Here is a 14,697-nt window from a genome sequence, read left to right as displayed (position 1 = left end):
ACTCAGGAGTTCACCTCGACGTTCTCCAGGATCCCCAGGGCGTCGGGGACCAGGACGGCCGCCGAGTAGTAGGCGGTCACCAGGTAGGAGATGATCGCCTTGTCGTCGATGCCCATGAAACGCACCGACAGGCCCGGCTCGTATTCGTCCACCAGCCCGGTACGGCGCAGGCCCACCACGCCCTGCTCCTTCTCCCCCAGCCGCATCACCATGATCGAGCTGAGGCCGCCGCCGCTGACCGGGATCTTGTTGCAGGGCAGCATCGGCACGCCGCGCCAGGCCATGACCTTGGCGCCGCCGATCTCGGTGACGTCCGGGCGCAGGCCCCGCCGGTTGCACTGCCGCCCGAAGGCTGCGACGGCCCGGGGGTGGGCCAGGAAGTAGTGCGAGCTGCGGCGCCGGCACAGCAGCTCGTCGAGGTCGTCGGGGGTGGGCGGGCCGGAGCGGGTGTGGATGCGCTGGGTGAGGTCGGCGTTGTGCAGCAGCCCGAACTCGCGGTTGTTGACCAGCTCGTCCTCCTGACGCTCGCGCAGCGCCTCGATGGTCAGCCGCAACTGCTGCTCGGTCTGGTTCATCGGCTCGTTGTAGAGATCGGCCACCCGGCTGTGCACCCGCAGGATCGTCTGCGCCACGCTCAGCTCGTACTCGCGCGGGGCCTGCTCGTAGTCCACGAACGTGCCCGGCAGCGCCGGCTCCCCCGCATGACCCGAGGCCAGCGCGATCTCCGCCTCGCCGCACCTGTTGCGGGGCCGGGCGGGACCGGGCCGGAGCAGGTGGTCGCGGAGACTGCCGGAGCGCTGGAGGAGGCCCTCCAGGTCCGCACGGGACAGCACCAGGACGGTGCAGGGGGTCAGGGCGGTGGCCGCCCCGGCGCCGGGGCCGGTGAGGTCGCCCAGATGGTCACCGCCGGCCAGGATCCCCAGCGTGCGCCGGCCGCCGTACGGCCCGGCACCGACCTCGGCGATCTTGCCGTGCGCCACCAGCACCACCTGGCCGGGCGGCACCGGCCGGCCGGTGTCCAGCTCATGCTGGACGAACCCGCCCGCCAGCGCGCCGAGCGCTCGCATGTCACCGAACCCGCGCAGGGACGGAAGCTCGCACAGCTCGGACGGGACGACCTCGACCCGGGTCCCGGTGGAGGCGAACCCCACCCTGCCGTCCCCGGCGGTGAGGGTGAGCCGCCGGTTCACCCGGTAGGCGCCGTTCACCTCGGTCCACGGCAGCACCCGCAGCAGGTGCCGGGGAGTGGTCTCCCGCATCTGCGGAACGGTCTTGGCCGTCGTCGCCAGCCTGCGGGCGGCGGCCGTACCGAGGCTCAGCGGGGAGGATCCGGCCGGAGCGGTCACCGCGCACCCGCCGATCCCGCCGAAGTGAGGGGAACCCGCGCACCCGAGGCCAGGGACGCGATCCGCGAGGTGGCGGTGCCCAGTCCGGTGGGTCCCTGGGTCCACCGGGCCGCCGCGGGGCGGACCAGCTCGGAGGAGAGGTAACGCCGGGTCCGCTGGTGCCAGCGCACGATGGCGGCCATCCAGTTCCGCAGCTCGGCCACGTAGCCGTCGACCGACCGGCGGACCGGGTCGCCGGCTTCGATCCTGTCGAGCAGGGCGGGCAGGTCGACGGTGGTGATGTGCTCGAACTGCCTCATCCGGGAGGTCATCAGGGCGTCGACGATCGCGACCCCCTCCTGCGGGTCGCAGTCGAAGAAGGTCTGCATGACCAGGACGCCGTTGTGCAGCTCGCCCTCGAACTGGATCTCCTTCCGGTAGGAGAACAGGTCGTTGACCAAGCAGGCGTAGTCCTGGGCGGCGTTGGCCATGCCGAGGAACTCGCGGGTCCGGTAGAGCTCGGCGGGGATGCGCCGGCCGGGGGCGAGCCTGGCCAGGTTCATGGTCATGTCGGAGCCGAAGGTCATGCGGCGCATCTCGATGTAGTCGACCGGGTCGGGGACGCGGTTCTGGGCGTGGCCCGCCAGCTCCCACAGCCAGCTGTCGACCATGTCCTCGACCGCGGTGCGGAAGGCGCGCCGCGACTGCGCCGGCATCGGCCCCGCGGTGCGCGGCCACAGGTCGGCCAGACCGCGCTCCACGCCGTTGAGCGGCACCGGGACGGGGGAGAGATCCAGCGGCATGAACTCCCTCAGCCGCCGGTTGGTGAGTTTCGCGCCGGTCAGGTCGCGGGCGGTGCCGAAGACCCGGGGGTAGTAGTCGTCGCCGTAGGTGCCCCAGGCCAGCCAGTCGGTCGCCAGGATGAGCTGCTCGGCCGTGGCGTCAGGGTCGATGCCCGAGGCGCACAGCGCGAGGTCGAGCCCGGCGAGCTGGCGCTCGGTCCACAGCGCGGTCGCCGGGATGCCGGGGACCGGGTCGAAGAACCCCATCGCGGCGCACCACGCCGCGTCGGCGGCCCGCGCCTGCTCCACGTGCGGGTTGTCGCGCACCTGGAAGGGCATGTACGGCTGCGGCAGCCGTACCTCGACCTCGGCGTGGGGGGTGTGGGCGTGGTTGCGCAACCCGCCCGCGCCAGCGAGGTGGGCGCGGGAGACGTTCATGCCGAGCATCCCGGCGGGACGGCCGGATTTGGTGTAGCGGCTGGAGGCGGCGTGCCAGGCATGGCCGCCGGCCTGCCAGTCCTGCAGTCCCGCGACGTAGCGCAGGATGCGTTCCTGCTCGGCCGGAGCGACCCCCTCGTCGGCGAAGAGCGCCGGGAGCTCGGTGAGCGCGGTGTGCTCGAACTGGTGCAGCCGCGAGGTGAGCAGGTCGTTGGTGATCTCCACCGCCTGCGGCGTGCCGCAGCCGAAGAACCGCTCGCAGACCAGGACGCAGTTCGACAGCTCGCCTTCCTGCCGCACCTCGCGTTCGTAGGAGAACAGGTCGTTGCGCAGGTGCACGGCGTCGGCGAACGACTCGGTCAGCACGCGGACGGGCCTGCTCGCGGCGAGCCGGGCCGGCAGCTCGGCGCCGGCCGCGTGCTCGACGAGGGCGGCCGACCACGGGGCTCCGCCGACTTTGCGGCGTTCCTCGATGTATTCGATCGGGTTGGAGACCGCGTCGCGCTCGATGTGGAACAGCTCCCACATCGACTCCTGGATCAGGTCGCGGGTGACCCGGACGAACCGGCGCCGCCAGGCCGGGGACATGGCGGGCACGGTGCGCGGCCACAGGTCGGCCAGGCCGCGCTCGACCGGGTTGGCCGGCTCGGGCGGGTCGTCGGCCATGAAGGCGTCCAGCCGGTCGAGGTAGGCCTGCGCGCCCTTGACGTCCCGGCTCCTTTTGAAGGTCTCCAGGAAGTGGTCGTCGAAGTAGAACACCCATACGTACCAGTCGGTGATCAGGTCGAGCTCGGCGGCCGCGCAGTCGGGATGGGTGTGGGCGCACATCAGCCCGTAGTCCATGGCCTCCAGCCGCCGTTCGTCCCAGATGGCCGGGTCGTCGAGCATGCCCATCCGCGCCGCCCAGGCTCGGGTGTGCGCGCGGGCGGTCTCCAGGTGCGGGTTGAGCCGGGGCGGATGCGGGAGGTAGAAGTCCGGCAGCTCGTAGGGGGCCATCACATGACCTCGACGCTCTCCAGGATCCCCAGGGCGTCGGGGACCAGGACGGCCGCCGAGTAGTAGGCGGTCACCAGGTAGGAGATGATCGCCTTGTCGTCGATGCCCATGAAACGCACCGACAGGCCCGGCTCGTATTCGTCCACCAGCCCGGTACGGCGCAGGCCCACCACGCCCTGCTCCTTCTCCCCCAGCCGCATCACCATGATCGAGCTGAGGCCGCCACCGCTGACCGGGATCTTGTTGCAGGGCAGCATCGGCACGCCGCGCCAGGCGGGCGCCTTCTGCCCGTTGACCTCCACGCTCTGCGGGTAGATGCCCTGGCTGTTGCACTGGCGCGCGAACGCGGCGATCGCCTTGGGGTGGGCGAACATGACGGTCGGGTTCTTCCAGACGGTGGCGAGCAGGTCGTCGAGGTCGTCGGGGGTGGGCGGGCCGGAGCGGGTGTGGATGCGCTGGGTGAGGTCGGCGTTGTGCAGCAGCCCGAACTCGCGGTTGTTGACCAGCTCGTCCTCCTGACGCTCGCGCAGCGCCTCGATGGTCAGCCGCAACTGCTGCTCGGTCTGGTTCATCGGCTCGTTGTAGAGATCGGCCACCCGGCTGTGCACCCGCAGGATCGTCTGCGCCACGCTCAGCTCGTACTCGCGCGGGGCCTGCTCGTAGTCCACGAACGTGCCCGGCAGCGCCGGCTCCCCCGCATGACCCGAGGCCAGCGCGATCTCCGCCTCGCCGTAGGCGTTCTGCGGCCTGTCCGGGTGGTCCTGGAACCGCTGGAGGTACGAGCGCAGGCTCTCCGTACGGGCGACGAGCCGTTCGTAGGCGTCCCGGGCCAGGACGAGCGTCGTGCAGGCGGTGACCGCCTTGACGGTGTGGTCCCACCGTGTGTCGGCGCCCACCAGCGCCTGCTCGCCGAAGTAGTCGCCGTCGGCGAGGACGCCCAGCAGCGTCTGGCTGCCGTAGGCTCCCTGGCCGAGCTTGTCGACCTTGCCGTGGGCCAGGAGGAAGACCTCGTCCACGGGGGTGCCCGCCTCCACGATCACCTGACCGGCCTCGTACTCCCGCTGGACGAAGAGGTCCGACAGGTGCGCCAGCACGTCGGCGTCGCCGTACCCGCGCAGCGCGGGGAGCTCGCACAGTTCGGCGGCGATGACCCGGACCTGCGCCCCGGTGGAGACGAAGGTCACCCTGCCGTCGGCGATCTGGTAGGTCAGCCGCCGGTTGACCCGGTAGGCGCCGCCCACCGCCTCCACCCACGGCAGCATGCGCAGCAGATGCCGTGAGGTGATCGCCTGCATCTGCGGCGGGGTCTTGGTCGTCGTGGCCAGGTTGCGCGCGGCTCCGGTCCCCAGGCTGAGCCGGTTGTCGCGAGGCTCGCCGGAGGCGGCGCGGGAGTCGTTGGAGATCGCGGGCTCGGTCATGGCGCATACCACCCATCTGTGTTCGGCCGGTGGCCGACTGTCGGGGAACTGGTTCCGCCCGGTCGGCGGGCGGAGGTCGGAAGGCGGGAGTCGGAAGGCGGGGAGGGCCGGGCGCCCCCGGGTCGCGGCGGCCGGCCGGGGAGTCGCGGCGGCCGGCCGGGGAAGGGCGCGCCGGAGCCCCAGCCGGCGGGACGCGTCCCGTGGCCGCCTCTCCTAAAGGACCCGGTCGGTCAACCGGCCGGTCAGCAACGTCAGCGCTTCGCGGGCCTGCGCGGGGATGGCGCCGTCGCGCAGTGTGCCGAGCGCCTCGTCGACCCGCCTGGCGATCAGCGACTCGACGTGGGCGAGCGCTCCGGTGTCCACGATGACCTGCCGCAGTACGGCCGTGTGCCGCTCGTCCAGGTCCGGGTTGCCGTACCAGGCACGGAGCTGGTCGCGTTGCGGGCCCCGGGCCCGGTCGAACGCCTGCGCGATCAGGACGGTCTGTTTTCCTTCCCGCAGGTCGTCGACGACCGGTTTGCCGGTCGTCGCGGTGTCGCCGAAGACGCCCAGGATGTCGTCGCGCAGCTGGAACGCCTCTCCCAGCGGCAGGCCGAAGCGTGAGTACGCCTCCAGCAGCGGGGGTTCGGCGCCCGCGAGCGCCCCGCCGATCTGCAACGGCCGCTCGACGGTGTACTTCGCCGTCTTGTAGCGGATCACCGTCAAGGCGTGGTCGACGCCCGCGTCCTCGCGTATGCGCGCCAGGAGGTCGAGGTACTGCCCGGAGATCACCTCCATCCGCATCTGGTAGAACAGCATGCGGACCGCGCGCGTGCGCGCCTCGTCCACTCCGACCTCGCCCAGCAGCTCGTCCGCCCACGCCTGGGCGAGCACGCCCAGCAGGATCGCGGCGGAGTTGCCGAAACCCCGGTCGGCGGGCTGCCGGTCCGAGCCTGCGAGGTTGCGGTGGATCGTCGGGCGTCCCCTGCGCAGGTCGCTGCCGTCCATGATGTCGTCATGGATGAGCAGACCGGCGTGGCAGAGTTCGAGCGCCGCGCCGGCGCAGATGGCGGGCTCCTCCCCGTGGTCCTCACCACCGGCGCCGCGCCATCCCCAGTAGCACAGGATCGGCCGGATCCGCTTTCCTCCGTCGACCACGAACTCCCGGAGCAGCCGGTAGCCCTCGACCACGTCGGGGTCGTCCACCGGGGGGAGATGCGCATCCAGGAACCGGACCAGCCGATCGTCGACCTGCCGCCGCACCCGATCGATGATCCTGGCCACCGACGTCTCCACGACTTCCGCCGTCATGGGCGGTCCTTCCCTGACTAGATGGTTGACGTAAAGAAACTACCTAATGACAACAAGGATTTAAATACTCCTTCCGATAGTCGAGCTTTTTTCCTGTAAACGCTTATTGATCCGCATGCCCCATGCGCCGCTGATTCGCCATGACATGTCACATGGGGATCCAGGCCCTCACCAGGGCAGATGATTCGCGGGAAGAAATGCACGAAATAACGTGATTTTTCATCACACCGCACCCGAATCGTCGCCCCAAAAGCGACCGTTCACCGCCCGAAAAGCACTCACAGACCCAGACGTAGAAATCGTCCGAGCCGCGGCTTTGAAATCCGGTTGGGGTCGGCTGTCCGAAACGGAGCCGACCCGCGGGCGGTCCCCGGATCCGCAGGCCCGGAGCCGGGTCTCCGGCGGAACCTCAGCGCACTCGCGCCGCGGCCGCGAGATCGTGGTAGGTCTCCCACAGCTCGCCGAGGAACAATCTGCCGAACCGCGCCAGGCCGGCGGGCCCGTCCGGTCCGCGGGTGCGGAACGTCGTGAGCTGCCGGAGGAAGTCGGACAGGTGGATCGTGATGACGCCCGCGGCGACGAGCGGGGCGTCCGCGTCCCCGGCGGGCGTCGTGTGCCCCTGGAGGAGCTGGACGTAGAGGGTGGAGGTGTCGCGCCACACGTCGACGCCGGGATCGTCGCATACGTCCTTGTGCCCGACGAGGGTCAGAGGGTTGCCGCCGGCGTCGGTGAAGTGGAGGCGGTAGAGCATCCGCCGGCGCGTCGGATCGCCGCCCTTCACGAAGAGGTTGAACCACCCGGCGGACACCGGCAGGTGCTCGCCGCCGAGCTCGTCGCAGCTCACCCACCCGGTCATGGCGGCCTCGTGCCCGGCGTCCGTCACGAAGCGGTCGACGTCGTCCATCGTGACGGTCAGGTGGACCGTCAGCCGGTGGCCGTTCTCGCGGCCCAGCCGCTCCCCCTCGGCCGGGTCGGCGACGCCGAGGGAGACATGACCGTGCATCTCCTCGGTGAAGCTCAGGCTCGTCGCCTCGCGCGGGGCCGTGTGCGCGACAGGGGCGGGGGACGCCCCGGCGCGTTCGGCCGGCCGGGCCGCCGGGCGGGTGGCCGGGTGGGCCCTCAGGTGAGCGGAGGCGTCGAGGATGTGTTCGCACGCCCGGTCGGAGAACGCCGCGATCGTCAGGGCGGGGTTGGCGCCGACGGGACCGGGCAGTGCCGCGCCGTCCAGGACGTGCAGTCCCGGATACCCGAACACCTGACCGTACCCGTCGACGACGCCCTCTCCGGGATGCCGCCCCATGGGGGCGCCGCCGAGCGGATGCACCGTGATCACCCTGTGGGCCAGCCACAGCGGGCTGTCGCGGTAGCCGGCCCGCAGGACCCGGGCGATGTCCTGCATGGTCGAGCGCATCTCCGAGAAGAAGGCCATGGACGTCTTCGTCGTCCAGTCGACGTCGAGGTAGCCGCGGCGCAGCCGCATGAGCCCGTCGGGTATGTCCCGGCCCATCCCGAGCAGCCCCAGCGACCCGTCGGACAGGTGCCCGTCACCGAGCAGCGCGGCCAGCTCGGCGTTGATCCGGGTCTGCGGGGACCGGGTCAGGGCCGCCCGGAGCCTTCCCAGGACGAAGAAGGCGACGCGCCTGAACTGGCCGGGCACCCCGGCGAACTCCGCCAGCCACTCGACGAGGGGAGGGTAGCCGGCGTCCTCGACGTAGAAACCCCTCCGGCCCGGGATCCGGCGGCCGGAGTCGGCCGCGTCCGGCACGCGGATCGCGCTGGTGATCACCGGCCCGCGGCTGCCCTCCAGCGACCGGTGGCGGCCGGCGTCGTCGCGGGCGCGCAGGATCGTGGTGAGCAGGTCGCCGTTGCCGCTGAAGCGGGTGCCGAGCCTGCGGCTCATGCCGGGGAACGCCGACTTGTTGGTCAGCAGCAGGTAGGTGGTGCCGAGCGTGCCCGCGGCCAGGACGAGCCGGTCGCACGTGATCGTGCGCAGGGGCAGCCGCCGGGTGCGGGTCCGCCGCCCCTCGTCGTGCGGATCGTGCACCACGTAGCGCACGACGTATCCCCCGCCGGGAACCGGGGCCATCCCCCGCACCTCGTGCAGCGTGCGGATGTCGGCGCCGGCGTGCGCGGCGGCCGACAGGTAGGTGTGGTCGAGGGAGTTCTTGGCGCCGTCGTTGCAGCCCAGGTCGCACTCACCGCGCAGCCTGCACGTCGTGCGCGGCAACCCGTGCAGGTTGCCGTACGGCGCGTCCGGGACGGGCAGGCCGGGAAGCGGCCGGGCTCCCGGTTCCGGGGCGAAGGCGACCCCCAGCGGGGGCAGCTCCCACTCCAGTCCGAGCCGCTCTGCGGCCTCCCGCATGGCGTGGGTCTTGGCGGTCGCGTCGTACGGCGGCAGCGCGAAGGGATAGCGCTGGGCCTGCAGCATCCGCTCCACCGCGTCGTAGTGCGGGTCCAGATCGGCGCGGGAGACCGGCCAGTGCTCGTAGCCGCCGCCGGGCAGCGGGCTCTCCCGCACGAACCAGTGCTCGGGCTTGCGCAGCAGCACGTTGGCGTAGATCAGCGAGCCGCCGCCGAGCCCGCTGGAGACGACCGCCCCGGCCCCCCGGAAGCTCCACAGGTCGAACAGCCCGTGCAGTCCCTCGCTCGGATCCCACAGGTTGCGGGCCATCGCGGCCGGCGTGCGCGGGAAGGAGCCCGGGGGGTACGGCTTGCCGCGCTCCAGCACGACCACCCTCAGGCCCGCCGACGCGAGCCGGTGGGCCGCGACCGCCCCACCGAATCCCGAACCCACGACGACGACGTCCACCTGCTCGTGCCCAGAGGGTTTTCCCTGGTAACGACCATGATCGTCCACTCCGACCCCCCGTGGTCAACCTTGTCAAGTCACGGGGGGAGGTACACAATGAAGAGTAACCGACCAGTGACAGGAGCACCGGAGCGGGCAGCCCGGGTCCGGGCGTCCGGCTCGCGGAGCCCGGGATCGCGGCGATCACCATGCACCAGCAACTCGCTACGCGCGAGCGTGTCATACCCTTCACCGCCGGCGACGGCATGAGCCTCAACCTCGTCAACGTCCAGGGGCCGAGCCCGCCCACGAGGGCCCCGGTCATCCTCGTCCACGGCGCGGGAGTGCGCTCCGGAGTGTTCCGCGCGCCCGTGCCCACGAACATCGTGGACGCCCTCGTCGCACGGGGGCACGACGTCTGGCTGGAGAACTGGCGGGCGAGCATCGATCTGCCGCCCAACCGCTGGACCCTCGACCAGGCCGCGCTCCACGACCATCCGGCCGCGGTGCGCAAGGTCGTCGAGGAGACCGGGGCGGACCGCGTCAAGGCGATCATCCACTGCCAGGGGTCGACCTCGTTCATGATGTCCGCCTGCGCGGGGCTGGTGCCCCAGGTCGACACGATCATCACGAACGCGGTGTCCCTGCATCCGGTCGTGCCGCTCTGGTCGCGCGCCAAGCTCCGCTACGCGGTACCGATCGCCGGCCGGTTCCTGTCCTATCTCGACCCCTCGTGGGGGGACCGGCCGCCGCCGGGGGCCGCCACGGCGATCACCCTGCTGGTCAAGGCCGGCCACCACGAGTGCGCCAGCACGGTCTGCAAGCTGGTGAGCTTCACCTACGGCAGCGGGTTCCCCGCCCTGTGGCGGCACGAGAACCTCGACGGCGTCACGCACGACGCCTGGATCCCGGACGAGTTCGGCCCGGTGCCGCTGACGTTCTTCCGGCAGATGGACCGGTGCGTACGGCGCGGCCATCTGGTGGCCTACGAGCACCTCGACGGCCTGCCGGACGACTACACCGCGCAGGAGCCCCGGACCGACGCCCGCATCGTCTTCCTGGCGGGGCAGCGCAACCGCTGCTTCCTGCCGGAGAGCCAGCGCCGGTCCTACGACTTCTTCTCGGGCTTCCAGCCCCGCCGCCACGCCCTGCACGTCCTGCCGGGCTACAGCCACCTCGACGTCTTCTTCGGCGGGCGCGCGCATCGCGACGTCTTCCCTCTGATCGCAGAGGAGCTGGCCGGTTCCGGGGCGCGCCGCGGGGAGGGATCATGATCTCACCCGGAAGACGCCGGCGGACCGCCGGCCGCTTCGCCAACGTCGACGGCATCCCCTTCCGGATGCCGGTGGGGACGCGCGGCAGCCCGGCGTTGCTGGCCGCCTATCCCATCGACCCGGAAGGCGCGCGGGCCGTACTACCGCGGGAGCTGCATCCGTGCCGGATCCGCGGCAGAGGGCTGCTGCTGATCGCGGTCGTCGACTACCAGGACACCACGATCGGCACCTACGTGGAGTTCTGCATCGGCGTCCTGTGCACGCGCGGCGACCGGCCGGCACCGCCCCTGCTGCCGCTCCTGCTCGGCCCCGTCTTCGGTACCGGCGTCTACATCTACGACCTGCCGGTGAGCACCGAGATCTCGGTCAAGGGCGGACTCGGCATCTGGGGCATGCCCAAAAGACGGGCCAGCCTCGACTTCGTCGTCGGCGACACCACGGTCAGCAGCCAGTACGACCTCGACGGGCAGCTGGTCATGCGCATCGACGTCCCCCGCCCGGCGCTGACCCGGCTGCCCCTGCGGTTCAACGGCGTGGGGTACGGATGCTTCCGCGGCATGCTCGCCAAGTCGTCCATCTCCATGCGCGGCCGGATGGGCGTGACGTTCGGGGGCGGTCCGGGCGGCCGCCTCCTCCTCGGCGACCACGAGCGGGTGGCCTGGATGAAGCAGTTGGACATCGGGAGCCGGCCGCTCGTGACCGCCTTCGTGCCGGCCATGCGCGGCGTGCTCGACGACCACGTGGAGACGTGGTTCCTGACCTCGGACACCGTGCCCGGCCCGCCCGAGGACGGCCTGGAGAGCGTGGTCGGCCTCGGCCTCGGGCAGGGCCGGCTGCCGCCCCCCGACCGGGTCCGCAGCGACCGCCTGCTGCGGGCTCCCGGACCGCGCGAGTACGCCGGAAGCGGATGACCGCCGTGAAGAGGTCACTCGTCCTGGCGGGAGGCGGAGCGAAGATCGGCTGGGCCTCCGGCGCCCTGCACGTGCTGCTGGAGGAGTCGGATCTGGAGTTCGACCACATCGACGCCACCAGCGGATCGGTCTTCAACCTCGGCATGCTGCTGTCGGGCCGCTCCGCCGGGCAGGTCGCCGCGGCCTGGGGGGACCTCTCGCCCAGGGAGTTCCTCTCCTTCCACCCGTGGTGGCGCTATCTGACGTTCTGGAAGCTGCCGTCGCTGCTCACGCAGGAGGCGGCGGTGCGCAGGATCCTCCCCAAGTGGGGCATCGACCTGGCGAGGATCAGAGCCTGCCGGGAGGTCGCCGGGCATCCGATCACGGCCACGTTCAACGTGGTGGACTTCACCACGAAGCGGATCAAGACCATCCCGCACACGCAGATGGACCTCGACTACTTCCTGGCCGTCGACGCGGTCCCGAGTGTCGTCCCGCCGGTGGCCAGGGACGGCACGCTCTATCTCGACGCCATGCTCCTCAACGACGCCAACCTCGCCGAGGCCGTACGGCAGGGCGCCGACGAGATCTGGCTCATCTGGGCGATCGAGGACCGGCCCGAGTGGCGCGGCGGGTTCTGGAACCATTTCGGACACATCTTCGAGATCTGTGCCACGGGCAACCTCAAGCGCGAGCTCGACCGCATCGAGGAGGTCAACGGGCGCGTCGCGGCCGGCACCGCCGCACCGGGACAGCGCCACGTCACCGTGCACATCCTGCGACCGGCCGGGCCGATCCCCGTCGGCTACCTCTTCTTCCGCAGCAGGCGGCAGATGCGGCCCACCATCGAGATCGGCCGGATCGCCGCCCGGGACCACCTCGCCAGGACGGGGCACCTGCGCAAGGCCGCCCTGAACCCGGTATGAACGACGACCTTCAGGAGAAGCGATGGACCACCGGAGCACCACGGGTGGCGCACGCCGCGCGCTCGCGTTCGTCCGCATCGTCATGGGCGCGACGGCCCTTCTCGCACCGGGGCTGATCACAGGCCGGCTGCAGGCCGATCCCGGGCGCAATCCCGCCGCCCCCTACTTCCTGCGGCTCTTCGGCATCCGGACCGTGGTGATGGGCTTCGACCTGCTGTCCGGGCACCCGCGGACGCTGCGCTCGGCTCCCCTCGTCCACGCGAGCGACGCACTCGCCGCGCTCGCCGCGGGCCGGTCCGGGCAGGTGCCGTGGCGCGGAGCGGCCGCGGCCGCCGGGTTGTCGGCGGTCAACACCGCGCTCGCGCTCGCCGCCCTCGCGACGGCCCGCGGCCCCCGGCGGTCCGCCACCGCCCCGGGCGCCGGAACCACGACGGACACAGCGGCGGAGACAGCGGCGGGCACGCTGGCGGGCAGGACGCGGGACAGCGAGATCCGGCAGGCCGCCTCGAATCGGCCGGACAGCCGGCCGGTGGGGAGCCGGCGATGAGGCCGCGCGACGCGACCGGGCCCCGCACCGCCCCGGCGGTGCGGAGGTCCGCCGACCGGCCCCCGCCGGCCGATCGCGCACCGCTCTCCGGCCCTCCGGCCACCGGCGCGCCCGCGGAACGCGAGAGACCCGTCACCGGGTCGGGCTACCGCCGCTCGTGGTTCTGGAGCGTCTACGACACGCTGGCCGAGATGCTCGACCACCGGTTCGGCTGGGACCGGCTGCCCACTCCGCTCGGCCTGGCCGTCCTGGTGGGGATCCGGAACCGGCTGCGGAAGCGGAACCTGCACGATACCGGCCGGCTGCCCGCCGTCGGCGCGCCGCAGCCCGCACCCGACTCCGCCCGCCACGATGTGCGGCGGACCGCCGACGGCTCCTACAACGACGTCGGCCATCCCACGATGGGCATGGCCGGAACCCGGTTCGGGAGGAACGTCCCGCTCGGCAGCACGTACGCCGAGCCACCCGGGCGGATCATGACCCCGAACCCCCGCCTGGTCAGCCGCCGTCTCATGACGCGCACCCGGTTCCAGCCCGCGGGCAGCCTCAACGTCCTCGCGGCGGCGTGGCTCCAGTTCATGATCAGGGACTGGTTCAGCCACGGGCGCAGCCCGTCCGAGGACCCCTGGAGCGTCCCGCTGGAGCCGGGCGACGACTGGCCCGAGCCGTGGATGACGATCCCGCGGGTCCGCCCCGACACCACCCGCCCGCCCGGATACGACGGGCCCGTCACGTCGCTCAACACCGTCTCGCACTGGTGGGACCTGTCGATGATCTACGGCAGCGGTGCCGAGGAGCAGCGCGCGGCCCGCACCGGTGCCGGGGGGAAGCTGCACCTGCGCCCGCGGGGGGCCCGGCCCATGGGGGACGGCCAGGCGGACCCGGCCCTGGAGCCGGGGTTCTGGCTCGGCCTGGTGATGCTGCACGGCCTCTTCACCCGTGAGCACAACGCCATCTGCGACCGGCTCCGGCTCGAGTACCCGGACTGGGACGACGACGAGCTGTTCGAGCGCGCCCGGCTGATCAACGCCGCGCTCGTCGCCAAGATCCACACCGTGGAGTGGACGCCTGCGATCATCAGCCATCCCACGGCGGTGATCGGCCTGCGGGCCAACTGGTGGGGCCTGGCCTCCGAGCGGATCAGCAGGGCGCTGGGAAGGCTCAGCAGCAGCGAGGTGATCAGCGGTATCCCGGGCGCGCCCACCGACCACTTCGGGGTTCCCTACAGCCTCACCGAGGAGTTCGTGGCCGTCTACCGGATGCATCCGCTGATGCCCGACGACTACAGCCTGCGCTCCGCGCGGGACGACTCCGGCATCCGCCGGTGCACGCTGCGCGAGCTGTCCGGCCCGGAGGCCCTGGAGGTCGCGTCGGCCGTCTCCGCGGCCGACCTGCTGTACTCCTTCGGGACCGAGCATCCGGGGGCGATCGTCCTGAACAACTTCCCGCGCATGCTGCAGGAGTTCGTGCGGCCGGACGGCAAGCCGATGGACCTGGCGGCGACCGACATCCTGCGCTGCCGCGAGCTCGGCGTGCCCCGCTACAACGAGTTCCGCAGGCTGCTCCATCTGCCGCCCGCGCGGAGCTTCGAAACGCTCACCGACGATCCGGCTCTGGCGGCGGCGCTGCGCGAGGTGTACGGAGGACGGCTGGAGGACGTCGACCTCACCGTGGGGATGTTCGCCGAGAGGCGGCCGGAGGGATTCGCCTTCAGCGACACGGCTTTCCGCGTCTTCATCCTGATGGCCTCCAGGCGGCTCAACAGCGACCGGTTCTTCACCGCCGACTACACCGAGCGGATCTACACGCGGGCCGGGCTGGACTGGATCGCGGACAACACCATGATCTCGGTGCTCCTGCGCCACCATCCCGAACTCCGGCCCGCTCTGCACGGCGTCGGCAACGGGTTCGCCCCGTGGCGCCGCACGGGTGGCGCCTGACGACGCGCCGCACGGGTGGCGCCTGACGACGCGCCGCACGGGTGGCGCCTGACGGCGGGCCGCACGGCCCGCTGCCCGGCATC

At 71.8% G+C, this 14,697-nt stretch carries 10 protein-coding genes; 5 read left to right on the top strand and 5 right to left on the bottom strand.

The window, feature by feature from the left end:
• Window positions 1-2: 2 nt before the first annotated feature.
• From HS041_RS33585 to HS041_RS40280, 5 genes are all read right to left on the bottom strand, one after another.
• Window positions 3-1,346: a family 2B encapsulin nanocompartment shell protein gene (locus HS041_RS33585; protein ID WP_307845571.1), complete on the bottom strand. Its 1,344-nt coding sequence runs from the start codon at window positions 1,344-1,346 to the stop codon at window positions 3-5.
• Window positions 1,343-3,541: a terpene synthase family protein gene (locus tag HS041_RS33580; RefSeq protein ID WP_196444867.1), complete on the bottom strand. Its 2,199-nt coding sequence runs from the start codon at window positions 3,539-3,541 to the stop codon at window positions 1,343-1,345. Before HS041_RS33580 ends, HS041_RS33585 begins: the two co-directional genes overlap by 4 nt.
• Complete coding sequence (locus HS041_RS33575) at window positions 3,541-4,959, bottom strand: family 2B encapsulin nanocompartment shell protein (RefSeq protein WP_196444866.1); 1,419 nt, start codon at window positions 4,957-4,959, stop codon at window positions 3,541-3,543. Before HS041_RS33575 ends, HS041_RS33580 begins: the two co-directional genes overlap by 1 nt.
• Before the next feature lie 213 nt (window positions 4,960-5,172).
• The gene (locus HS041_RS33570; protein WP_196444865.1) at window positions 5,173-6,249 is read right to left on the bottom strand and encodes a polyprenyl synthetase family protein; all 1,077 of its coding nucleotides are present in this window, start codon (window positions 6,247-6,249) and stop codon (window positions 5,173-5,175) included.
• 409 nt (window positions 6,250-6,658) lie between these two features.
• Window positions 6,659-9,106: a GMC oxidoreductase gene (locus HS041_RS40280; RefSeq protein ID WP_196444864.1), complete on the bottom strand. Its 2,448-nt coding sequence runs from the start codon at window positions 9,104-9,106 to the stop codon at window positions 6,659-6,661.
• A gap of 197 nt (window positions 9,107-9,303) precedes the next feature.
• On the opposite strand from HS041_RS40280, the gene HS041_RS33560 reads away from it, so the two are divergent.
• The 5 genes from HS041_RS33560 to HS041_RS33540 are packed head-to-tail and all read left to right on the top strand — an operon-like array spanning window position 9,304 to window position 14,614.
• The gene (locus HS041_RS33560; RefSeq protein WP_196444863.1) at window positions 9,304-10,311 is read left to right on the top strand and encodes an esterase/lipase family protein; all 1,008 of its coding nucleotides are present in this window, start codon (window positions 9,304-9,306) and stop codon (window positions 10,309-10,311) included.
• On the top strand, window positions 10,308-11,222 hold the full coding sequence (locus HS041_RS33555) for an acetoacetate decarboxylase family protein (RefSeq protein WP_196444862.1): 915 nt from the start codon (window positions 10,308-10,310) through the stop codon (window positions 11,220-11,222). The genes HS041_RS33560 and HS041_RS33555 overlap by 4 nt, the downstream gene beginning before the upstream one ends.
• A 5-nt stretch (window positions 11,223-11,227) precedes the next feature.
• Window positions 11,228-12,127 carry a patatin-like phospholipase family protein gene (locus tag HS041_RS33550; RefSeq protein WP_196444861.1) on the top strand — a complete coding sequence of 300 codons (900 nt, stop codon included), beginning with the start codon at window positions 11,228-11,230 and terminating at the stop codon, window positions 12,125-12,127.
• A gap of 22 nt (window positions 12,128-12,149) precedes the next feature.
• A complete protein-coding gene (locus HS041_RS33545; RefSeq protein WP_196444860.1) occupies window positions 12,150-12,674 on the top strand; it encodes a hypothetical protein in 525 nt (174 codons plus the stop codon).
• Entirely contained in the window at window positions 12,671-14,614 is a 1,944-nt protein-coding gene (locus HS041_RS33540; protein ID WP_196444859.1) for a peroxidase family protein, read from the top strand. The genes HS041_RS33545 and HS041_RS33540 overlap by 4 nt, the downstream gene beginning before the upstream one ends.
• Window positions 14,615-14,697 lie beyond the last annotated feature (83 nt).

It is taken from the genome of Planomonospora sp. ID67723 (genome assembly GCF_015711605.1).
GTDB lineage: Bacteria > Actinomycetota > Actinomycetes > Streptosporangiales > Streptosporangiaceae > Planomonospora_A.
This window is presented reverse-complemented; position numbering and strand designations above follow the sequence as displayed.